Annotated in this window: 20 protein-coding genes; 9 read left to right on the top strand and 11 right to left on the bottom strand. The window is 65.2% G+C overall.

Going from position 1 to position 21205, the window contains the following annotated elements; translation table 11 throughout:
• Window positions 1-112 precede the first annotated feature (112 nt).
• The 3 genes from purE to rpsU all read left to right on the top strand — a co-directional run bounded on the left by purE (window position 113) and on the right by rpsU (window position 2047).
• Window positions 113-577 carry a 5-(carboxyamino)imidazole ribonucleotide mutase gene (gene purE / locus DVH29_RS13635; RefSeq protein WP_114646741.1) on the top strand — a complete coding sequence of 155 codons (465 nt, stop codon included), beginning with the start codon at window positions 113-115 and terminating at the stop codon, window positions 575-577.
• A complete protein-coding gene (locus DVH29_RS13630; RefSeq protein WP_114646740.1) occupies window positions 570-1670 on the top strand; it encodes a 5-(carboxyamino)imidazole ribonucleotide synthase in 1101 nt (366 codons plus the stop codon). Before purE ends, DVH29_RS13630 begins: the two co-directional genes overlap by 8 nt.
• A 155-nt stretch (window positions 1671-1825) precedes the next feature.
• Window positions 1826-2047 (top strand): 30S ribosomal protein S21, encoded by a 222-nt coding sequence (gene rpsU / locus DVH29_RS13625; RefSeq protein WP_114646750.1) that lies wholly within the window; start codon window positions 1826-1828, stop codon window positions 2045-2047.
• A 126-nt stretch (window positions 2048-2173) separates the two neighbouring features.
• On the opposite strand, the gene DVH29_RS13620 is transcribed toward rpsU, so the two are convergent.
• From DVH29_RS13620 to DVH29_RS13590, 7 genes are all read right to left on the bottom strand, one after another.
• On the bottom strand, window positions 2174-2977 hold the full coding sequence (locus DVH29_RS13620) for an alpha/beta hydrolase (RefSeq protein WP_114646739.1): 804 nt from the start codon (window positions 2975-2977) through the stop codon (window positions 2174-2176).
• 64 nt (window positions 2978-3041) lie between these two features.
• Window positions 3042-3686 carry a DsbA family oxidoreductase gene (locus DVH29_RS13615; protein ID WP_114646738.1) on the bottom strand — a complete coding sequence of 215 codons (645 nt, stop codon included), beginning with the start codon at window positions 3684-3686 and terminating at the stop codon, window positions 3042-3044.
• A gap of 132 nt (window positions 3687-3818) precedes the next feature.
• Window positions 3819-5222, bottom strand: coding sequence for an NAD(P)(+) transhydrogenase (Re/Si-specific) subunit beta (locus DVH29_RS13610; RefSeq protein ID WP_114646749.1), 1404 nt, complete (start codon window positions 5220-5222; stop codon window positions 3819-3821).
• 7 nt (window positions 5223-5229) lie between these two features.
• Entirely contained in the window at window positions 5230-5532 is a 303-nt protein-coding gene (locus DVH29_RS13605; RefSeq protein ID WP_114646737.1) for a proton-translocating transhydrogenase family protein, read from the bottom strand.
• Complete coding sequence (locus DVH29_RS13600; RefSeq protein ID WP_114646748.1) at window positions 5532-6965, bottom strand: Re/Si-specific NAD(P)(+) transhydrogenase subunit alpha; 1434 nt, start codon at window positions 6963-6965, stop codon at window positions 5532-5534. Before DVH29_RS13600 ends, DVH29_RS13605 begins: the two co-directional genes overlap by 1 nt.
• 40 nt (window positions 6966-7005) lie before the next feature.
• Complete coding sequence (locus DVH29_RS13595; RefSeq protein WP_114646736.1) at window positions 7006-7179, bottom strand: aa3-type cytochrome c oxidase subunit IV; 174 nt, start codon at window positions 7177-7179, stop codon at window positions 7006-7008.
• 40 nt (window positions 7180-7219) lie between these two features.
• A complete protein-coding gene (locus DVH29_RS13590; RefSeq protein WP_114646747.1) occupies window positions 7220-9025 on the bottom strand; it encodes a M3 family oligoendopeptidase in 1806 nt (601 codons plus the stop codon).
• A 204-nt stretch (window positions 9026-9229) separates the two neighbouring features.
• On the opposite strand from DVH29_RS13590, the gene DVH29_RS13585 reads away from it, so the two are divergent.
• The 4 genes from DVH29_RS13585 (at window position 9230) to dxs (ending at window position 16325) form a co-directional block, all read left to right on the top strand.
• Window positions 9230-10714, top strand: coding sequence for a sigma-54-dependent transcriptional regulator (locus tag DVH29_RS13585; RefSeq protein WP_114646735.1), 1485 nt, complete (start codon window positions 9230-9232; stop codon window positions 10712-10714).
• A 151-nt stretch (window positions 10715-10865) separates the two neighbouring features.
• The gene (locus DVH29_RS13580) at window positions 10866-12506 is read left to right on the top strand and encodes a L,D-transpeptidase family protein (RefSeq protein ID WP_158541677.1); all 1641 of its coding nucleotides are present in this window, start codon (window positions 10866-10868) and stop codon (window positions 12504-12506) included.
• A 178-nt stretch (window positions 12507-12684) separates the two neighbouring features.
• Complete coding sequence (locus tag DVH29_RS13575) at window positions 12685-14289, top strand: peptidoglycan L,D-endopeptidase MepK (protein ID WP_147276096.1); 1605 nt, start codon at window positions 12685-12687, stop codon at window positions 14287-14289.
• Between the two features lie 95 nt (window positions 14290-14384).
• Window positions 14385-16325, top strand: coding sequence for a 1-deoxy-D-xylulose-5-phosphate synthase (gene dxs / locus DVH29_RS13570; RefSeq protein WP_114646732.1), 1941 nt, complete (start codon window positions 14385-14387; stop codon window positions 16323-16325).
• A gap of 36 nt (window positions 16326-16361) precedes the next feature.
• On the opposite strand, the gene DVH29_RS13565 is transcribed toward dxs, so the two are convergent.
• The gene (locus tag DVH29_RS13565) at window positions 16362-16640 is read right to left on the bottom strand and encodes a DUF2312 domain-containing protein (RefSeq protein ID WP_114646731.1); all 279 of its coding nucleotides are present in this window, start codon (window positions 16638-16640) and stop codon (window positions 16362-16364) included.
• 240 nt (window positions 16641-16880) lie between these two features.
• Here DVH29_RS13565 and DVH29_RS13560 point away from each other — a divergent pair, with 240 nt between their 5' ends.
• Both DVH29_RS13560 and pyk read left to right on the top strand, forming a co-directional pair.
• A complete protein-coding gene (locus tag DVH29_RS13560; protein WP_114646730.1) occupies window positions 16881-17360 on the top strand; it encodes a DUF1036 domain-containing protein in 480 nt (159 codons plus the stop codon).
• Complete coding sequence (gene pyk / locus DVH29_RS13555; RefSeq protein WP_114646729.1) at window positions 17357-18793, top strand: pyruvate kinase; 1437 nt, start codon at window positions 17357-17359, stop codon at window positions 18791-18793. The genes DVH29_RS13560 and pyk overlap by 4 nt, the downstream gene beginning before the upstream one ends.
• A 122-nt stretch (window positions 18794-18915) precedes the next feature.
• Here pyk and ykgO read toward each other — a convergent pair whose 3' ends face one another.
• From ykgO to DVH29_RS13540, 3 genes are all read right to left on the bottom strand, one after another.
• Entirely contained in the window at window positions 18916-19041 is a 126-nt protein-coding gene (gene ykgO / locus DVH29_RS13550) for a type B 50S ribosomal protein L36 (protein WP_114646728.1), read from the bottom strand.
• A gap of 144 nt (window positions 19042-19185) precedes the next feature.
• Window positions 19186-20214 (bottom strand): ABC transporter ATP-binding protein, encoded by a 1029-nt coding sequence (locus DVH29_RS13545; RefSeq protein ID WP_114646727.1) that lies wholly within the window; start codon window positions 20212-20214, stop codon window positions 19186-19188.
• Entirely contained in the window at window positions 20211-21191 is a 981-nt protein-coding gene (locus DVH29_RS13540; RefSeq protein ID WP_114646726.1) for an ABC transporter ATP-binding protein, read from the bottom strand. Before DVH29_RS13540 ends, DVH29_RS13545 begins: the two co-directional genes overlap by 4 nt.
• Between the last annotated feature and the right edge of the window lie 14 nt (window positions 21192-21205).

Raw genomic sequence — 21205 nt, 5'->3', positions numbered from 1 at the left:
CAAACGTTCCGTCGCCCGTTCGCCTTGAACCGCAGGGTGATTTCGGCTACAGCCACGGCTTAGCCAAAAGAGGGTCGGACTCTTGGTGTCATCTCCCCCTATCGCCATCGTCATGGGCAGCCAGTCGGACTGGCCGACCATGCGCTTTGCCGCCGAAACCCTGGAAGCGCTGCGGATCGATTACGAAGCCCGCATCGTCTCAGCCCATCGCACGCCGCTGCGCATGGTCGATTTCGCCACCTCGGCGCGCGATGAGGGGTTCCGGGTGATCATCGCCGGCGCGGGCGGCGCCGCCCATCTGCCGGGCATGATCGCATCGATGACCACCCTGCCCGTATTGGGGGTGCCGGTGGAATCCAAGGCCCTGCGCGGCGAGGACAGCCTGCTCTCCATCGTGCAGATGCCGGGGGGCGTGCCCGTGGGCACCCTCGCCATCGGCAAGGCCGGCGCCATCAACGCGGCGCTGCTGGCCGCCTCCATCCTCTCGCTCAGCGATGAGGATCTTGCCGAACGCCTCGCCGAATGGCGCGAGCGGCAGACCAATGCGGTTGCGGAGTTCCCCAAGGACGATGACTGAGTCTTTCCCCCTCAAGCCCGGCGCGACCATCGGTATTCTCGGCGGCGGGCAATTGGGCCGCATGCTCTCGCTCGCCGCCAGCCGGCTGGGCATGCGCACCCATATCTTCTGCCCCGACGCCGCCAGCCCCGCCTTCGACGTCACCCCCTGGAAGACGGTGGCCGATTATGGCGACGTGGCGGCGCTGCGGGCCTTTGCCGGCGCGGTCGACGTGGTGACCTATGAGTTCGAGAACGTGCCCCTGGCCACCGCCCGGGTTATCGCCGAGCATGTGACGCTTTATCCCGGCCCGCGGGCACTCGAAGTCAGCCAGGACCGGCTGGCCGAAAAAGGGTTCCTGAGCCATGCGGGGGTGGCCATTGCCCCCTATCACCCGGTGCGCGCCGCCGACGATCTGCCGGCGGCGGTCGACGCCATCGGCCTGCCCGCCGTGCTCAAGACCACCCGGCTGGGCTATGACGGCAAGGGCCAGCGCATCCTGCGCAGCCCCGGGGACGCCGAAGCCGCCGTCGCCGAGATCGGCGGGGTCGACCTGGTCCTCGAAGGCTTCGTGCCGTTCGAAAAGGAAATCTCGGTGATCGTCGCGCGCGGACGCGATGGCGCGGCGGTAACCTATGACCCGGCCGAGAACGTCCACGCCAACCACATCCTCAAGACCTCGACCCTCCCCGCCGCCATCTCCCCGGCGGCGGCGGCCATGGCCCGCGACATCGCCACGAGGATTGCCCAGGCCCTTGACTATGTCGGCACCATGGGGGTGGAATTCTTCCTCGTCGCCGATGGCGAGGCGCCCGAACTCCTCGTCAACGAGATCGCGCCCCGCGTTCACAATTCCGGGCACTGGACGGAGGCTGTCTGCGTCACCGACCAGTTCGAGAACCATATCCGCGCCATTTGCGGCTGGCCGCTGGGCCAAACGACGCGGCTGGCCGATGTGGTGATGGAAAACCTCATCGGCAACGAGATCGCCGATATTGCCGGCCTCGCCGCCGCGCCCGGTGTCCGGCCCCATGTCTATGGCAAGGCCGAGGCGCGGGCGGGGCGCAAGATGGGGCACGTCAATCGCGTCGTGCTGCCCGAGGCCACGAAGTGAGCGGCTCGGCCCGCCAAACTCTGGACAAAGCCCGACTCTTCTGTTAATTCCGCGACCACGGCGACCGGTTTATGCCGGTCGGCGCCGTAACGCTTTTGCGTTTCGGTGTTTGATTTCCAACCGAATTTCTCTAACCGAAAGGGCGGGTGTTCCGCGTGCAAGTAGTCGTTCGCGATAACAATGTCGATCAGGCGCTCCGGGCGCTGAAGAAGAAGTTGCAGCGCGAAGGTGTGTTTCGCGAGATGAAGCTTCGCAACTATTACGAAAAGCCTTCCGAAAAGAAGGCTCGCCAGAAGGCCGAGGCTGTCCGCCGGGCCCGCAAGCTGGCGCGTAAGCGTGCGCAGCGTGAAGCTGGCATCACGACCGGTCGTCGCTAGTCTTTGTTTGGCGCGCTTCCGCTGGAAGCGCTTCAGCCTGCGACTGTTCGACACGAACGTATTTGCAAGAAACGCCGTCCCGCAAGGGCGGCGTTTTCGTTTGCGCTGTGTCGCGTTGAAACGCTTCTATCGGCCACCCGCCTCGGCAAAGAACGCCTGGGCCCGGCCCCAGATGCCGCGCGCCCAGAGATCGCCATGGTCGGCGCCCTCCTCGATCCACAGAAGATAGGGATTGGGGGCCTCCACATAGAGCCGTTCGCCATTGGAGACGCCGACCGTCATGTCGGCCGTGCCATGGGCGACCATGAGCGGCTCCTCGACCGCCCCGATCCAGTCATTGGAGCGGAACTGATCGAGCATCAGCCACGCCACCGGCGCGAAGGGATAGCGCTCGGCGGCGACATTGACCGCCGAATAGAACGGGGTTTCGAGCAGCAGCGCATCGGCCGCCCGCTGGCTGGCCACCCAGACCGCCGGCGAAGCGCCCAGGGAGCGCCCCCAGACGACGATGGCGTCCTCCCGCTCGGCCAGCCAGTCGAACGCTGCCAGCGCATCGGCGAGGATATGATCCTGGGTGATCTCGCCAGGCGACAGCGGGAAACCGCGATAGTCGACCGACAGGAACCCGTAGCCGGCTTCGACAAACGCGGCAAAGCGCTCATGCTCGGCGGAAAAGCTGCCCGTATTGCCCTTGAGATAGAGGATGGCCGGCAGAGCGTCGGCCGGCGGCGCATACCAGCCGGCGATCACCTCGCCCTCGCTGGTCGGGATGGAGACGATCTCGGCTGCCATCCCCACCGCCTGCGGGTCGAAGATCTCCCCGGCCGGGCTGAAAAAGAAGCTGCGCTGATTGACGTAGAGATAGGCGAGCAACCCGCCATAGACCACGACGAGCAGCACCACGACGCCGATGGCGATCTTCTTGACCATAAAAATCCCTCCCGGCCGCCTCAGGGTATTGCCAGCCCCTGATACCGCCGGGAGGACTGGGCGTCTAGTTCAGCGCCTCTTGCCCCAGCGCCACGCGGAAGGCCCGCGCGAACACTTCCGGCGGCTGGCCGCCCGAAATGGCGAACTGGTTGTTGAAGATGAAGAAGGGGACGCCATTGATGCCCTGCTGGCTGGCCGAGACCGCCATGGCCTTGGTGGTATCGAGTTCCGCCTGATCGGTGATCAGCGCCAGCGCCGCCTCGCGATCGAAGCCGTGCGCCGCGGCGATATCGGCCAGCAGCGCATTGTCGGTGATGTCGCGGCCTTCGAGGAAATAGGCGGCGGCGAAGGCCTTGGCGAGCGCGTATTGCTGCTCGGGCGCGGCCGAACGGATCAGCGTATGCGGCTTGACCGTGGGATAGCTCATGGGCTGGACGGAGAGATCGAGCGGCACGCCGGCATCGCGCGCCGCGGCCTCGACACGCCCCTGCATGGCCCCGATATCGCCGCCATATTTGGCCTCGAGCCTTTCCTTGGTATTCTGCCCCGCCTCGGGCGTCGAGGGGTCGAGGAGGAAGGGATGGTGGAAAATCTCCACCTTCACAGCGTCATCGAGCAGGGCCAGCGCCTGATCCAGCCGCGCCGTGCCGATCAGGCACCACGGGCAGACGATATCGGTGAACAGATCGATGCGAATGGCCTGGGTCATGAAAATCCTTCTCTGTTGCGCCCAAAATGGGCACGCGCCTGCCCGCGCTCAAGTACGCACAGCGGTGTAACCGAAAACAAAAGGGCCCGGAAATCGCTTCCGGGCCCTTTGCCGATGATCGCAATCGCGAAATCAGTGGTTCATCGACTTGACGATGGCCTCGGTGACCTTCTTGGCGTCGCCGAACAGCATCATGGTGTTGTCGCGGAAGAACAACTCGTTCTGCACGCCCGCATAACCGGCGGCCATGCCGCGCTTGATGAACAGCACCGTGCCGGCCTTCTCCACGTCGAGGATCGGCATGCCGTAGATCGGCGAGGTCTTGTCGGTCTTGGCGGCGGGGTTGGTCACGTCATTGGCGCCTATGACGAAAGCCACGTCGGCCTGGGCGAACTCGGAGTTGATGTCCTCGAGCTCGAACACTTCGTCATAGGGCACATTGGCTTCGGCCAAGAGCACGTTCATGTGCCCCGGCATGCGGCCCGCCACCGGGTGGATAGCGTATTTGACGTCGACACCGGCCGCCTTGAGCTCGTCGGCCATTTCGCGCAGCGCATGCTGGGCCTGGGCCACCGCCATGCCGTAGCCGGGCACGATGATGACCTTGGAGGCGTTCTGCATGATGAAGGCGGCGTCTTCCGCCGAGCCCTGCTTGACCGGGCGCTCCTCGACACCGCCGGCGGAAGCGGCGGCATCGTCGCCCCCGAACCCGCCCAGGATCACCGAGATGAAGCTGCGGTTCATGGCCTTGCACATGATGTAGGAGAGGATGGCGCCCGAGGAGCCGACCAGCGCACCGGTGATGATCAGCGCCGTGTTGCCCAGGGTGAAGCCGATGCCCGCTGCCGCCCAGCCCGAATAGGAATTGAGCATGGACACGACGACCGGCATGTCCGCGCCGCCGATCGGGATGATCATCAGCCCACCCAGAATGAGGGCGAGGATGGTGATCGCCCAGAAGGCCATGGGATCGGCAGTGAGCGAGAAATACCAGACCAGCACGACGATCGCCACGGCGACCGCGATGTGGATGAGGTGCCGCGCCGGCAGGAGGATCGGCTTGCCGCTCATGCGGCCGTCGAGCTTGGCGAAGGCGATGACCGAACCGGTGAAGGTGAAGGCACCGATGGCCGTGCCGATGCTCATTTCGATGAGCGCCTGCACATGGATATGGCCCGGCTCCCCGATGCCGAAGGCGACCGGGGCATAGAGCGCCGCGGCGGCCACGAACACGGCGGCAAGGCCGACCAGCGAGTGGAAGGCCGCGACGAGCTGCGGCATCGCCGTCATGGGCACGCCGCGCGCGATGAACGCGCCGATGCCGCCACCGATGGCAAGGCCCCCGATGATCAGCACCCAGGCGAAAGGATCGGTGGGCGCCGCGATGGCCAGCGTGGTGAGCACGGCGATGGTCATGCCGACCATGCCGAAGGTATTGCCGCGCCGTGCCGTGGTGGGCGAGGAGAGCCCGCGCAGGGCGAGAATGAACAGCGACCCGGCGACCAGATAGGCCAGGGCCGCGATATTGGCGGAAATCATGTCCTCAGCCCTTCTTCTTGTACATCGCCAGCATGCGCTGGGTGACGAGGAAGCCCCCGAAAATGTTGACGCTCGCCAGAATGAGCGCCACGAAGCCGAACCAGCGGGCCGGGCCGGGCTCGCCGACGCTGGCCACGCCCACGGCGAGCAGCGCACCCACCACGATCACCGAGGAGATCGCGTTGGTCACCGCCATGAGGGGGGTATGAAGAGCCGGAGTCACCGACCAGACGACGTAATAGCCGACGAAGATCGCCAGCACGAACACCGAGAGAAAAAAGAAAAAGGGATCAACGACGCCGCCCATTATGCCTCTCCATCCGATTTGATCACAGTCTTTTTCGCGGCAGGTTTTTTCGCTGCGGGCTTGCGGGCCGGGGCCTTCCTGGCCGCAGGCTTGGCGGCTTCGGGAGCGGCCTCAGCGGTTTTCGATGCAGCGCCGGTCTTGGCCGGGGTGCGCTTGCGCGCAGGCTTCTCGCCGGCCACCGAAACCGCACCGGCCGTCGCGACCTTGGCCTCTGCCGCCTTGGCGGCGGCGCCGGTCTTGGCGGGCGCCTTGGCAACGGGCTTGTCGGCTTCAACCGGCTTGGGCTCGGCTTTCGCAGCCGCGCTGGCGGCTTCGGCGAAATTGGGGTGGACCACCGCACCGTCGCGGGTGAGCAGCGTCGCCTTGACCAGTTCGTCCTCCCAATCGACCTTGAGCGCCTTGGCGTCCTTGTCGATCATGGTCTCGAGGAAAGCGAGGAGGTTCTTGGCATAGAGCTGCGAGGCGGTGGCGGCGATCTTGCCGGCGCGGTTGAGGAGACCGATGATGGTCACCCCGTTATGCACCACGACTTCGCCGGGACGGGTCAATTCGACATTGCCGCCACGTTCGGCGGCGAGATCGACCAGCACCGAACCCGGAGCCATGGATTCGACCATCGCTTTGGTGACGAGCCTCGGGGCCGGACGGCCGGGGATCAGCGCCGTGGTGACCACGATATCCTGCTTGGCGATGTGACCCGCGACAAGCTCGGCCTGGGCCGCCTGTTCCTCTGGGGTCAGCTCACGCGCGTAGCCGCCGCTGCCCGAAGCGTCTTTGAGCGCATCGGTCATGATGAACTTGGCGCCCAGCGATTCCACCTGCTCGCCCGCCGCGGCGCGCACGTCGGTGGCCGAGACGGCGGCACCGAGGCGGCGAGCGGTGGCGATGGCCTGCAGGCCGGCGACGCCGGCGCCCATCACGAACACCTTGGCCGCGCGCACCGTACCGGCGGCGGTCATCATCATGGGCATGGCCCGGTCATAGGCCAGCGCCGCCTCGATCACCGCCTGGTAGCCGGCGAGGTTGGCCTGCGAGGACAGCACGTCCATGACCTGGGCGCGCGTGATGCGCGGCATCAGTTCCATGGCCAGGACGGAGAACCCGGCTCCGGCCAGCGCGGCCAGCGCCGCTTCGTTTCCATAGGGATCGGCGACGGCGAGCACCAGCGCGCCCTTGGCCGCGCCCGACAGCGCCCCGACCTCCGGCCGCCGGACCGCGAGGATCACATCGGCGCCCTTGACGGCGGCGGCGGCGGTGGCCTCAAGGCTCGCCCCGGCGGCTTCGTACTGGCCGTCCAGAATGCGCGAGGCGTCCCCCGCTCCTTTTTCGACGCTGACCGTCGCACCGAACCCGATGAGCTTGGCGACGGTCTCGGGTGTCGCGGCAACACGGGTCTCGCCCCCCGCGCGCTCACGCATGACCGCAATTTTCATGAAAAATTCCCTCTTGTGACCCGCCATGCGGGCCTGTGCCCTAGGCGACGAAAACCAGATACAGAACGACCAGAACGGCCGCGGTGACGATGGTCGACCACTTCAGGCCACTCATGAAGGCACCGTAGGTCTTGGTGTGCTCGACGAGGTCCTTTTCCTTCTGCGACTCGGTCAAGGGCTTGTCGGTATAGGTTGCGACCATTTCTTCGGCCATGTCGTATTCCCCTGTTGATCTGAAAAAGCGATGGGCCCCTTTAGGGCTGAGTTTGCTCGAGTTCGTCAATGAGTCTTTCGATCATCGACAGTCCCAGCGACCAGAATTGCGGATCGCGCGCATCGAGCCCGAAGGGTGCCAGCAGTTCCGAATGATGCTTGGAGCCCCCGGCGCTCAGCATTTCGAAATAGCGTTCGGCAAAGCCTTCGCTCGATTTTTCATATTGCGCAAAGAGCGAATTAACCAGGCAATCGCCGAATGCATAGGCGTAAACATAGAAGGGCGCGTGAATGAAATGCCCGACATAGGTCCAGAGTGAGCCATATTCCTCGGGCAGGCGGATGCCCGGTCCCAGGCTCTCGCGGGAAATCTCCATCCAGAACCTGTCGAGTTCCTCGGCCCGCAATTCGCCTTCGCGGCGCGCCAGATGCACTTTGCGCTCGAAGGTGTAGAACGAGATCTGCCGCACCACGGTGTTGAGCATGTCCTCGATCTTTGACGCGATGAGCGCGAAACGCTGCCGGGGATCGCTGGTCTGGTCGAGAATGGCGCGGAAGGTCAGCATCTCCCCGAACACGCTGGCCGTTTCGGCAAGGGTCAGGGGCGTGGGGGCCATCAATTCACCCTGCGACGCCGCCAGCCGCTGATGCACCCCATGGCCCAACTCATGGGCCAGCGTCATCACGTCGCGCGTCCGGCCCATATAGTTGAGCATCAGATAGGGATGCGCCGTGGTGACGGTGGGATGGGCGAAGGCGCCCGGCGCCTTGTTGGGCTTGACCGGCGCATCGATCCAGCCGCTGTCGAAGAAGGGCTGCGCGATCTCGGCCAGCCGCGGCGAGAACCGCCCATACGCGTCGAGCACGGTGGTCTTGGCGGTTTCCCAATCGAAGATGCGATCGTCGGAGGTGGGCAGCGGCGCATTGCGGTCCCAGGGGTCGAGCTGGTCCTTGCCGAACCATTTGGCCTTCATCTGGTAGTAGCGATGGGAAAGCCGCGGATAGGCCTCGCGCACCGCCTTCTCCAGCGCCTCGACTACCTCGCGCTCCACCGAATTGGCCAGATGCCGGCTGTCGGCGACGTCCTCATAGCCGCGCCAGCGATCGGAAATCTCCTTGTCCTTGGCCATCACATTGGTGATGTGGACGAAAAGCCGCTTATTGTCCGAAAGGGTCTTCGACAGGGCCTTGAACGCGCTGGCGCGCTTGGCCTCGTCCTTGTCACTGAGCAGATTCAGCGTCTGCTCGAGGCCCAGCGTCTCACCATCGACCTCGAATTTGAGCGAAGCCATGGTTTCGTCGAACAGCCGGTTCCAGGCCGCGTGGCCGGTGACATATTTGTCATGGAACAGCTCTTCCACGCGATCTTCGAGCTGATAGGGCCGCGATTTGCGCAATTCGGTGAACCAGGGGCGGTAATGGGCCAGGTCGGCGCTGCGGCCGAAGGCGGCGTCGAGCACATCGTCCGCGATGCGGTTGATCTCCAGGGCGAAGAACAGGGTCCGCGTCGAAAATGCGGTCAGCTTGTCCTGGGTATCGCCGAGGAATTTGGCGCGGTCGGGATCGGCGGTGTTCTGCGCATAGTTGAGATAGGCGAACGAGCCCAGCCGCCCGAACACCTCGTCGAGCTTTTCATAGCGCCGGACCGCCGCGACCAGCCCATCGGACCCGGCGAGGCTTTCGAGCTTGCTCTTGTAATCGGCCTCGAACGCCCTGGTCTCGGCCTCGAGAAAAGCGAGGTCGGCCTTGAGTTCTTCCGACCCCACCCCGGGATAGAGATCGGACAGATCCCATTCGGGCAGATCGCCGAACTGATTGTGGGTCGATTGCGGGACGGCAGAGGTCATGATGGGTGGACTCGACGGAAATTCGGTATGGCGCCGCACCATATCGGCGCCGCCGCCATGTGCCAAGGGCACGCCTTGCCGCGCCCCATCCTTAAACGCCTGTTAAGCGATGGCTTCTAGCCTGACCCAAATCGGCACAGAACGGCGATTCGCAGCACCGATCGCCGTGCCGGCGTTTTGTTGGGTCCGGAGTCGCTCGCCCATATGCACAAGGTTCTCATCGTCGACGATGATCCCATCCATTGTCGATTGGCCGGCGAAGTGGTCGCCCGCGCCGGGTTCACGCCGCTGATCGCCCATTCCGGCCGCGAAGCCATGGATGTGCTGAGAAAGACCACCGGCATCGGCGCCATGATCCTCGATCTCGTCATGCCCGATATGGACGGCATGGCGGTGCTCGAAGCGCTGCGGCGGGAATCGATCGCCCTGCCGGTCATCGTCCAGACCGCCCAGACCTCCCTCGACGCGGTGATCTCGGCCATGCGGCTGGGGGCGGTGGATTTCTTCGTCAAGCCCGTCGCCCCCGAGCGCATCACTATCTCGCTGCGCAACGCCCTCAAGCTGGGGACGCTGGAGACCAGCCTCAAGGCCGAGCGCGCCCGCCGCGACGGCAGCTTCTCCTTTGCCCATATCATCGCCTCCAGCCCGGCCATGGCCCGTACCCTCACCGTGGGCAAAAAGGCCGCCGCCAGCACCATTCCGGTGCTGATCGAGGGCGAATCCGGGGTCGGCAAGGAATTGCTGGCCCGCGCCATCCAGGGCACCGGGGACCGGGCCGGCAAGCCGTTCATCACCGTCAATTGCGGCGCCATCCCCGCGAATCTCGTCGAATCCACGCTGTTCGGGCACGTCAAGGGAGCGTTTACCGGCGCCACCGCCGACGCGCCGGGCAAATTCCGCGAGGCCCATGGCGGCACGCTGTTTCTCGACGAAGTGGGGGAATTGCCGCCCGAGGTGCAGGTCAAGCTGCTGCGCGCCTTGCAGGAGGGCGAGATCGAGCCGGTCGGCGCGGCAAGGGCGACAAAGGTCAATGTCCGGGTCATCTCGGCGACCAATCGGCGCCTGCTCAACCTGACCAGGCAAGGCCTGTTCCGCGAAGACCTCTATTACCGCCTCAACGTGTTTCCCATCTACCTGCCGCCCCTGCGCGAGCGGCGCGAGGACATCCCGGCCCTTGTCGAGCGCTTCATCGCCCGCTTCGCCGCCGAGGAGGGCCGCCGGGTGGTGGCCATCGCCCCAGACGCGCTGGCCATGCTGAAAACCTTCGACTGGCCCGGTAATATCCGCCAACTGGAAAACGCGGTGTTCCGCGCCGTGGTGCTGGCCGATGGGCCGCTGCTCACCCTGGGCGACTTCCCCCAGATCGTCGCGGCGGTCGAGGGGCGCGACGCCGCCCAGCAGACCGGCGCGCGGGGCTTCACCCCCACGGTGCCCGTCCATATCGATGACGCCCCTGCCCTGCCGCGCCTGCCGGTCCCTGAACCGACGCCGGTGCCCGGACGGTTCCTCGACGATGCTGGCAATCTTCTGCCGCTGGCCGAGATCGAGCGCGACCTGATCGCCTTTGCCATCGATCACCACGCCGGACGCATGGCGCAGGTGGCCCGCCAGCTCGGCATCGGCCGCTCGACCCTTTACCGCAAACTCAAGGAATACGGGATCGAACCCGGAGCGCAACATGTTGCCTGAAAGCCTCAATGATCCGCGTTCGACGATGACGCAAATGCGAGCCGGTTGGCCGGCCCGCCATCCCCACATAGACTCCAATCTGCGGGCATCCGTCTCAGATTCGCCGGAGACGGCACCGGCACGATGGAAACGAATGGATATGGGCTTGGGGATGAAGACGCTCTTTCTCGCAGCGCTGGCGGGCGTGTCTCTGCTGGCGTTCCCTTCGGTGTCGTCCGCCTATCAGACGGTTTCGGTGGCCGGGGTCGAAGCAACCCGCATTCTCATCGCCCCGCCGCGCAACGATCTCGAACGGTCCATCCGGGCCGGCTTGCAGCAAGCGCTTGACGACGCCACCGGCGCCCGGGCCGGCGCCGATGCCCGCCAGCTCTATTATTTCTACGGCACGCGCCATTTCGCGCCGCTCTGGCTGGAGGAAACCACCGACGGCATCGTCTTTTCCGCCGCGGCGGAAAGCGTCATCGCGCTGTTCGAGGACGCCAATCTCCAGGGCCTCGATCCCGACGACTATCGCCTCGAAGGGCTCGATGTCGCCGCCGCGTCGGGCAACCCGCACGCGCTGGCCGGGCTCGAAGCCGCGTTTTCGGCCGCCATCCTGCGCTATGCCACCGACGCCCATGCCGGGCGGCTCGATCCCCGCACCGTCTCGGGCTTCATCGACGTCGCGCCCAAGACGGTCGACGAAGCCGAGCTGTTTTCAGCACTGGCCGCCAGCGGCGACCCGGCATCGGTCCTGATGCGCTACCACCCCACCCATCCCGAATTCGTCGCCCTGCGCGATCTCCTCGCCCGACACGAGGCCGGTGAGTTCGAAGCGCGCGAGCCGATCGCCGAAAGTGGGCTGATCAAGCTCGGCATGCACGATCCGCGCGTCCCGCTGCTGCGCGACCGACTGGAGATCGACGCGCCGATCGGCGGCGATGCAGCGGTCTACGACGCCCAGCTGATGGCCGCGATCGAGGCCTTCCAGACCCGGATGGGGCTCAACCCCGACGGAGTGGTGGGCCCGGCGACCATCGCCGCCATCAACGGCGCCAACGGGTCCAGCCGCGCCGAGATCATCGCCAATATGGAACGGTGGCGCTGGATGCCCGAGGATCTGGGCGCGTTCAACGTTTTCGTCAACATCCCCGAATATCGGCTCGACGTGGTGCGCGACGGGCGGTCGGTGTGGGACACAAGGGTCATCGTGGGGACCAAGGCCAACCAGACGCCGGTCTTTTCCGACATGATCCGCCATGTGGTGACCAATCCCTATTGGAACGTGCCCTCCTCCATCCTCTCGGGGGAAATCTTCCCGCAGGTGGCGCGCAACCCCAATTATATCGCCAGCCAGAACATGGAACTGCTCTATCAGGGACAGGCGATCGATCCGTGGACGGTGGACTGGAGCCGGGCCACGCCCTCCATGTTCCGCGTGCGCCAGAAGCCGGGCACCTCGAACGCCCTGGGACAGGTGAAATTCCTGTTCCCCAACTCCCACGACGTCTATCTGCACGATACCAATGCCCGCTATCTGTTCGACCGCTCCATGCGGGCCCTCAGCCATGGCTGCGTGCGGGTGGAGGACCCGTTCGGCTTTGCCGAAGCCCTGCTCCAGTTCGAGCCCAGCCTCACCGTGGCCTCGCTGGAAACCACGCTGGGCGGCAATGAGCGCTGGTTCAACATGGACCGCAAGGTGCCGGTGCATCTCGCCTATTTCACCCTGCGCATCGATCAGGACGGCACGGTCCGCTCGTTCGGAGACCTCTACGACCACGACGCGAAGATGATCGAACTGCTCGGCCTCTGACCCCGGATACGTTAAACTCCCGTTAGCCTTTTCGCCATGCTGGCGCCGGATTGTGTGGTCATATTCGGACCAAGGGTACGGCTCGGGATGGCGTACACATCCCGTTAGCGTTAACAATCTCGCATGATGTTGATGCTAGTCTGCAGCCGATTTTGACACAAAAACGGGCGAACCGGGTGTGACTTCCAGGGGATCGAAACAGGCCGGCACGGCCATGCGCGCCATCATGGCACTGGTCTTGGCCATGGCGAGCCTTCTGCCGATGACGGCGCCCGCCCAGGCGGCGAACGACCGCGAGCTCTATCTCTATTATACCCACACCAAGGAAACCATCCGCATCGTCTACAAGCGGAACGGCAAGTTCGTCCAGTCGGCGCTCAACGAGCTCAACGTCTTCCTGCGCGACTGGCGGCGCAACGAGCCGGCCCGCATGGACCCGGCCCTGTTCGACGTGTTGTGGGAAGTCTATCGCCAGACCGGGGCCAGCCAGCCCATCCACATCGTTTCGGCCTATCGCTCGCCCCAGACCAATGCCATGCTGGCCTCGACCTCCTCGGGCGTGGCCGACAATTCCCAGCACATGCAGGGCAAGGCCATCGATTTCTACATCCCCGGCGTGCCCGTGTCGCGCATCCGCGAGCTGGGCTTTCTCACCCAAACGGGCGGGGTCGGGTATTATCCCAATTCGGGCAGCCCCTTCGTCCACCTCGATACCGGCAGCGTCCGCGCCTGGCCGCGCATGACCCAGGCCCAGTTGCAGCAATTGTTCCCCGATGGCCGCACCCTGCACATTCCCTCCAATGGGCGCGTCTTGTCCCAGGAAGGCTATCGATACGCCCAAGCCGAATGGCAGCGCTGCCATCGGGTGCCCTGCAATGCGGGCGCGGCCATGGGCGGCTCGGACGTCCAGGTCGCCAATAGCGACCGGCCCCGCACGCTTTGGGACATGATCACCGGCGGCAACAACAACCAGCAGCAGGCGCCGATCCAGGCGGCGGCGGCCCAGCCCGCGCCGCAGCAGCCGCAAGCCGCAGCGGCGGCCCCCGCCGCCCCCGTCCAGCAGGTTGCCGCCATCGCGCCTCCGGCGCCGCCGGCCCGCCCGGGCGATCTCATCGCCGGCACCATGGTCGCCGATGCCCCGAGCGCACCGGCCAATATCCCCTTCCAGGTGATCGACGCCCAGCAGATGATCCAGCAGGTCGCCATGGCCGACACGACGGACGCCCAGGCGCCCCTGCCCCCCTCCATGTCGCGGACCCTTGCCGAAATGCGCGAGGCCACCCCTTCGGCCTATGCCCCGTCCGGCGGCCGGCTCGAAGTCGCTTCGATCGAGAACGCCCCCACCCCGCTGGCCCGCCCCGATTTCGGCCCGGCGGTCACCGCCTCGATCGCGCCGCAGGCCCTCGAACAAGCCTCGTCCCCGGCCATAAGCCCCGACAGCGCCAATGACGACCTCGCCGCCTTTGCCGCCCTGTTCGACGGCGCCGTGCTGCCCCAGGCCGACACATCGGATGCCGCCATGGACAATGCCCGTGCCAGCCTGGCCGTCGCGGCCGGCGAACTCTTCGCCCCCCAGGTCGAAACGGCCTTGCAGGCGCTCACCGCACCCTCCGCCCTCTCCAGCGCGCAATTCGCCTTTGACGCCGAACCCATGGCTGCGGGCAGCCCGGGAGACATGGTGCCCGCGACGGGCTTCACCCGCACCGCGTCGCTGGGCCATTCCAGTTCCGCCTTCGGCCCGGCCCAGACCATATGGGTGCATTACGACAGCGCAGCGCAGTGACATAGTCTGGTCCTCTTCGGTTGCCAAAAAGGCGCGGTCTGACTACATCAGACCAATACGGCGTTCGCGTCGCACAAACGTCATAAGGCCTGCCATTGTCCGAAAAACCGTCCACTCCGCTCCTCGATGCGATTTCTTCGCCTGCCGACCTCAAGGATCTCAAGCGAGACCAGTTGATCGACCTCGCGGCGGAATTGCGCGCCGAAGTGATCGACGCGGTGTCGGTGACCGGCGGTCATCTGGGCGCCGGGCTGGGCGTGGTCGAATTGACCGTCGCGCTGCATCACATCTTCGACGCGCCCCATGACCGCATCATCTGGGATGTGGGCCACCAGGCCTATCCGCACAAGGTCCTGACCGGCCGCCGCGACCGCATCCGCACCCTGCGCCAGAAGGACGGTCTCTCGGGCTTCACCAAGCGCGGGGAAAGCCCCTACGACCCGTTCGGCGCCGGCCATTCCTCCACCTCGATTTCGGCCGGGCTGGGCATGGCCGTGGCGTCAGAGTTGAGCGGCCAGACGCGCAATGTGATCGCGGTGATCGGCGACGGCGCCATTTCCGCCGGCATGGCCTATGAGGCCATGAACAATGCCGGGGCCATGGATGCGCGCCTGATCGTGGTCCTCAACGACAACGACATGTCAATCGCCCCGCCCACCGGCGCGATGAGCGCCTATCTCGCCCGCCTCGTCTCCGGCCCGGCCTATCGCGGCCTGCGCGACGCGGCCAAGCAGGTGAGCCAGATCCTTCCCCCCTTCTTCAAGGACAAGGCGCGCAAGACCGAGGAATATGCGCGGGGCTTCTGGACCGGCGGCACGCTGTTCGAGGAACTGGGCTTTTACTATGTCGGCCCCATCGACGGGCACAATCTCGACCACCTCCTGCCGGTGCTGCGCAATGTGCGCGACGCGGACAAGGGCCCCATCCTCGTCCATGTGGTCACCCAGAAGGGCAAGGGCTACGCCCCCGCCGAGGCCTCGGCCGACAAATATCACGGCGTCTCGAAATTCAACGTGATCACCGGCGCCCAGGCCAAGGCCCCCTCCAACGCCCCCTCCTACACCTCGGTCTTTGCCGAAAGCCTGATCGCCGAGGCGACGCACGACGACAAGATTGTCGCCATCACCGCCGCCATGCCGGGCGGCACCGGCCTCGACAAGTTCGCGGCGAGGTTCCCGGCCCGGACCTTCGATGTCGGGATCGCCGAACAACACGCGGTCACCTTCGCAGCGGGCATGGCGACCGAAGGGCTCAAGCCCTTCTGCGCCATCTATTCCACCTTCCTGCAGCGCGCCTATGACCAGGTGGTCCATGACGTGGCAATCCAGAACCTGCCGGTGCGGTTTCCCATCGATCGCGCCGGCTATGTCGGCGCCGATGGCCCGACCCATGCGGGGGCATTCGACGTCGCCTATCTGGCAACGCTTCCCAATATGGTGGTGATGGCCGCCGGCGACGAGGCGGAATTGCGCCATATGGTGGCGACCGCCGCCGCCTACGACCAGGGCCCCATCGCCTTCCGCTATCCGCGCGGCGACGGCATGGGCGTCGAGATGCCCGAACGCGGCAGCCTGCTCGAGATCGGCAAGGGCCGCGTGCTGCGGGAAGGCACCACGGTCGCGCTGCTCTCTTTCGGCACGCGGCTGGCCGAATGCCTCGCCGCCGCCGAAACGCTGGGCGCCTACGGATTTTCGACCACCGTGGCCGATGCCCGCTTCGCCAAGCCGCTCGATGAAGGCCTGCTGGCCGATCTAGCCCGCAACCACGCGGTGCTGCTGACCGTCGAAGAGGGCGCCATCGGCGGCTTCGGCTCGCATGTGGCGACCCGCATGGCGCAACTCGGCCTGTTGGACAACGGGCTCAAATTCCGCCCGCTGATGATGCCAGACCGCTATATCGAGCATGCGGGCCAGCCCGACATGTACGCCCAGGCGGGCCTCGATAAAGCCGCGATCGTCGAAACCGCCCTGCGGGCCCTGGGCGATCAGGACACGGCGCGCGCCGCCCTGCTCAGCTCGGGATTCGACGCGATCTGACCGAAAGGGCCGGCCGGAACGGACTGGCGAAGCGGCTTATTCGGCCGCTTCCTCATAATCGGCAACGCCGCCTTCGACCATGCCCAGCGCGTGCAGATAGAGATCGAGGATGGCTTCCTGCTCGGCCCGCTCATTGCGGTCCTGCTTGCGGATGCGCACGATCTGGCGCATCACCTTGGTATCGAAGCCCGAGCCCTTGGCCTCGGCATAGACTTCCTTGATATCGTCGGCGATGGCCTTCTTTTCTTCCTCGAGCCGCTCGATGCGCTCGATAAAGGCGCGCAACTGGTCCCGGGCGATGCCGTGGTCTGCCATGAATCACTCTTTCATTTGCGTAAAATGATAGTGAGCCTATCAACGCCATCGGCCCATCGACTGCAAGCCTTGCCTGCGAAAACCCACAGCGGCTTTTTGCCCTGTGGATAGCGCCGACGCAATTGCGCCGCATGGGGCGGCAAGATGGGTGGCCCGAGGGTTTTCACCCTTGGTCCCTCTCTTCTGCACCACAAGGCGTCCCGCCCATTGACATCCTTCCCCCCCTTGCCCAGAAACACCATGGCATTTCAAAACCGCAAGCGATCCGTCACCGTGCTGTCATTGCTCCGCAATAGCCTTCTCGCCATTGCCGTCCCGTTGACGGCCATCGTCGGCACCGTATCGCCGGCCCAGGCCGATCTCCGGATCTGCAACGAAACCCAGAACACCATCTCGATCGCCTTCGGCTATCGTGCGGAATCGGGCTGGCAATCGGAAGGATGGTGGGTGGCGGGCCCGGAGGCCTGCGCCATCGTCTATCAGGGCGATCTGAAGTCGCGCTACTACTACCTCTATGCCGTCGACGACATGGCGGGCGGAGCCTGGGACGGGTCGGTCTATATGTGCACACAGGATGCCAGCTTTACCATCTTCGGTGTCGAGGATTGCCTCGCCCGCGGTTACGAACGCACCGGTTTCTTCGAGATCGACGTGCAGAACCGGACCGACTGGACGATGCAGCTCACCGAAGCCAACTCAACGAATATGGACCTGCAATGAAGAGATCGCGCCGCGTCAAAATCCTGGCTACGCTGGGCCCTGCCTCCAATGACATCAAGGTCATCGAGGAACTGGCGCGGGCCGGTGCCGACGTCTTCCGCATCAATATGAGCCATGCCAGCCATGAGCTGATGCGCGAGACCGTCGCCAAGATCCGCTCCGTCGAGCGGACACTCAAATATCCCATTGGCATCCTCATCGACCTGCAGGGCCCCAAGCTGCGCATCGGCCGCTTTGCCGAGGGCTCGGTAATGCTGGCCAAGGACGAGACCTTCACCCTCGACGCCTCCGACACCCCGGGCGACAAGACCCGCATCTACCTGCCCCATCCGGAGATATTCTCGTCCATCGCCGTGGGCGATCGGCTGCTGCTCGATGACGGCAAGATCGAATTGCGCGTCACCGCGATTTCACCCGAGGCGATCAACACCACCGTGGTCTATGGCGGCAAGCTCTCGGACCGCAAGGGCGTCTCCCTGCCCGATACCATGCTCGCCGTGGGGGTCCTCACCGACAAGGACCGCGCCGATCTCCAGGCCGCGCTCGAAATGGAAATCGACTGGGTGGCGCTGTCCTTCGTGCAGCGCCCCGAGGACATGATCGACGTGCGCAAGCTGGTGCAGGGCCGGGCCGGCGTTCTCGCCAAGATCGAGAAGCCCCAGGCCATCGAACGGCTCGAGGAAATCATCCGGCTCTCGGACGCCATCATGATCGCGCGCGGCGACCTGGGCGTGGAAATGCCGCTCGAAACCGTGCCTGGACTGCAAAAGCGCATGATCCGCATGTGCCGCCGCCTCGGAAAGCCGGTGGTGGTGGCCACCCAGATGCTCGAATCCATGATCACCGCGCCGGTCCCGACCCGCGCCGAGGTCTCGGACGTCTCCATCGCGGTGTTCGAAGGGGCCGATGCGGTCATGCTCTCGGCGGAAAGCGCTTCGGGCGCCTATCCGGTCGAGGCCGTCACCACGATGAACAAGATCGCCGAGGCGGTCGAGCAGGACGCCAATTATCGCGGCATCATCCGCGCCCAGGCCACCGAGCCCGAGGCGACCGCCGCCGACGCCATATCGGCCGCCACCCGGCAGGTGGCCGAAACCCTCGATCTGGCCGCCATCGTCACCTACACCTCCTCGGGCTCCACCGGCATCCGCGCCTCCCGCGAACGGCCGAGCAAGCCGATCATCGCGCTCTCGCCCAAGATTTCCACCGTGCGCAGGCTGTCCATCGTCTGGGGCCTGCATTGCGTGCAGACCGAGGACGCCATCTCCCTCGAGGACATGGTCGGGCGCGCCTGCTCGATCGCCTATGTGGAAGGCCTGGCGCGTCCGGGCGACCGGGTGGCCATCACCGCCGGCGTGCCGCTGGGCACCCCCGGCGCGACCAACATGCTGCGCATCGCCTTTGTCGGCCAGGACGGCGCTGGCGGGTCATAACCGGCCCAGACGCAAATCAGCAGGAAGGGCCGGTCGACGCACCGGCCCTTTTTCATTGCTTGGACTGGCCACGAAAAAAGGCCCGCCGAGGCGAGCCCTTTTCAAACAGCCTAAGCGGCAGCTCAGCCCTGGCGGGCCTTCATGCGCTTGTTGACCTTGTTGATGATATAGGTGCGGCCGCGGCGGCGGACCAGCTTGTTGTCCCGGTGCCGCGCCATGAGCGCCTTGAGCGAGTTGCGGATTTTCATATTCTAACCTCGGGGCCTTAAAAAAATCGGCGGAGCACACGGCCCCGCAGCATCAGTTGGCGCGGAACATAGGGGCAAAGCCCAAAAGTGTCAACGCCGAGTCACACCGCCTCAACAGCGTTTTTCGAGCGTTTCGACAGGATTTCAGCGCCTTTCCCGGGTGCGGGCACTTTCCGGATCGGCCTTGATCTCCTCCCAGCGGATGCAGGACACTTCCGACGCCACATCGGTGAGCTCGAGCGGCGGCACCACCTGGGCGCAGCGCTCGACCGCATAGGGGCAGCGCGTGCGGAAATAGCACCCCGAAGGCGGGTTGATCGGCGAGGGGATTTCCCCCTCCAGCCCCTCTATGGTGCTCTCCCGCGCCAGCCTGGGGTCGGCGATCGGCACAGCGGTCAAGAGGGCCCGGCTATAGGGATGCCGGGGCTCGTTATAGAGCGTCTCGCTTTCCGCCAGCTCGGCGATGCGCCCCAGATATAGCACCAGGATGCGGTCGGAAACATGCCGCACCACCGAAAGGTCGTGGCTGATGAAGATCAGGGTCAGCCCGAACTCGTCCTTGAGATCGGCCAGGAGGTTGAGGATCTGGGCCTGGATGGAAACGTCGAGCGCCGAGACCGGCTCGTCGCACAGGATCAGCTTGGGCCCGGTAACCAGCGCCCGGGCAATGCCGATGCGCTGCGCCTGGCCGCCGGAAAATTCATGCGGATAGCGGTTGGCCATCTCGGGCAGGAGCCCTACGGCATCCATCATCTCGCGCACGCGCTTCCTGCGTTGCTCGGCCTTCATCTCCGGCTTGAGGGTGCGCAGGGGGTCGGCGATGATCTCCCCCACCGTCATGCGCGGATTGAGCGAGGCCAGCGGGTCCTGGAAGATGATCTGCAGGTCGGTACGCGCTTTGCGCATGTCGCGCTTGGAGAACTCGGTGAGGTCCTTGCCCAGCCACAGCACCTTGCCGTCATCGGGCTCGATGAGCTGCAGGATGCACCGGCCGAGGGTGGATTTCCCGCACCCCGATTCCCCGACGATCCCGAGGGTTTCCCCGCGCCGGACGCTGAAGCTCACATCGTCGACCGCCGTCAGCATCAAGGGCTTCTGGAAGATGCCGTTGGCAATGGCAAAGCGCTTGGTCAGGTGCTCGACATCGAGCAATACGCTTGCATCGGTATTCATTGCGCCGCCATGTCCTCTTCGCTCATCTCGCCTTCGTAAAAGCACGCGCTCAGCCGGTTGTGCTCGCGCCGGATCAGGTCCGGCCGCTCCTTGATGCAGCGATCGAAGCGATAGGCACAGCGCGGGTTGAACGCGCATCCGGGCGGCAGGTTGGTGAGATTGGGCGGCAGCCCCTTGATCGGCGCCAGCCGCTCCCGGCCCTGCTGCACATGCGGGGTCGAATGCAGGAGGCCGAACGTATAGGGATGGCGCGGATCGTAGAACAATTCGTCCACCGTCCCCTTCTCGACGACCCGGCCCGCATACATCACCATCATCTCGTCGGCCAGCCCGGCCACCACGCCCAGATCGTGGGTGATGATGATCAGCGCCGTACCGAACTTGTCGGTCAATTCCGCGAAGAGCTTGAGCATCTGGGCCTGCACGGTGACGTCCAGCGCCGTGGTCGGTTCATCGGCGATCAGCACCTTGGGATCGCACAGCAGCGCCATGGCGATCATGACGCGCTGACGCTGACCGCCGGACAATTCATGCGGAAACCGGCGCAGGATGCGCCCCGGATCGGGCAGATGCACCGTCCGCAGCATGTCCTCGGACTTGGCCACCGCCTCCCTGCGCTTCATGCGCTTGTGGATCATCAGGACCTCGGCCATCTGGTCCTCGATGCGCAGATAGGGATTGAGCGAGGTCATCGGGTCCTGGAAGATCATCGCCATGTCGCGGCCGCGGATCTTGTTGAGCGCCCCCGGCTTCATGCCGATCAGCTCCTGGCCCTCGAACCGGACCGAACCGTCCACCACGCCATTGGAGGCCAGAAGCCCCATGGCGGCCATGACCGTCTGGCTTTTGCCCGACCCCGATTCCCCAACGATGGCCAGGGTCTTTCCCTTGTCGATGGAAAAATTCATCTTGTCGACGGCACGCACGACGCCATCGGGGGTTTTGAACGACACCGAAAGATCGGTGACTTCAAACATACTCATGATCGTCC

This window comes from Pelagibacterium lacus, assembly GCF_003345525.1.
GTDB lineage: Bacteria > Pseudomonadota > Alphaproteobacteria > Rhizobiales > Devosiaceae > Pelagibacterium > Pelagibacterium lacus.
Note: the sequence above shows the minus strand (reverse complement) of the source record. Positions and strands in the feature narration are given on the sequence as shown.

Bases quoted from the DNA above. Each gene is read 5' to 3' on its own strand.
- DVH29_RS13560 (WP_114646730.1), top strand. From the start codon at position 16,881: ATGGCATTTCAAAACCGCAAGCGATCCGTCACCGTGCTGTCATTGCTC.
- DVH29_RS13620 (WP_114646739.1), bottom strand. From the start codon at position 2,977: ATGGTCAAGAAGATCGCCATCGGCGTCGTGGTGCTGCTCGTCGTGGTC.
- DVH29_RS13600 (WP_114646748.1), bottom strand. From the start codon at position 6,965: ATGAAAATTGCGGTCATGCGTGAGCGCGCGGGGGGCGAGACCCGTGTT.
- DVH29_RS13545 (WP_114646727.1), bottom strand. From the start codon at position 20,214: ATGAATACCGATGCAAGCGTATTGCTCGATGTCGAGCACCTGACCAAG.
- DVH29_RS13590 (WP_114646747.1), bottom strand. From the start codon at position 9,025: ATGACCTCTGCCGTCCCGCAATCGACCCACAATCAGTTCGGCGATCTG.
- purE (WP_114646741.1), top strand. From the start codon at position 113: ATGGGCAGCCAGTCGGACTGGCCGACCATGCGCTTTGCCGCCGAAACC.
- DVH29_RS13540 (WP_114646726.1), bottom strand. From the start codon at position 21,191: ATGTTTGAAGTCACCGATCTTTCGGTGTCGTTCAAAACCCCCGATGGC.
- DVH29_RS13615 (WP_114646738.1), bottom strand. From the start codon at position 3,686: ATGACCCAGGCCATTCGCATCGATCTGTTCACCGATATCGTCTGCCCG.
- pyk (WP_114646729.1), top strand. From the start codon at position 17,357: ATGAAGAGATCGCGCCGCGTCAAAATCCTGGCTACGCTGGGCCCTGCC.
- DVH29_RS13630 (WP_114646740.1), top strand. From the start codon at position 570: ATGACTGAGTCTTTCCCCCTCAAGCCCGGCGCGACCATCGGTATTCTC.
- DVH29_RS13580 (WP_158541677.1), top strand. From the start codon at position 10,866: ATGAAGACGCTCTTTCTCGCAGCGCTGGCGGGCGTGTCTCTGCTGGCG.
- DVH29_RS13605 (WP_114646737.1), bottom strand. From the start codon at position 5,532: ATGGGCGGCGTCGTTGATCCCTTTTTCTTTTTTCTCTCGGTGTTCGTG.
- DVH29_RS13565 (WP_114646731.1), bottom strand. From the start codon at position 16,640: ATGGCAGACCACGGCATCGCCCGGGACCAGTTGCGCGCCTTTATCGAG.
- DVH29_RS13595 (WP_114646736.1), bottom strand. From the start codon at position 7,179: ATGGCCGAAGAAATGGTCGCAACCTATACCGACAAGCCCTTGACCGAG.
- DVH29_RS13585 (WP_114646735.1), top strand. From the start codon at position 9,230: ATGCACAAGGTTCTCATCGTCGACGATGATCCCATCCATTGTCGATTG.
- ykgO (WP_114646728.1), bottom strand. From the start codon at position 19,041: ATGAAAATCCGCAACTCGCTCAAGGCGCTCATGGCGCGGCACCGGGAC.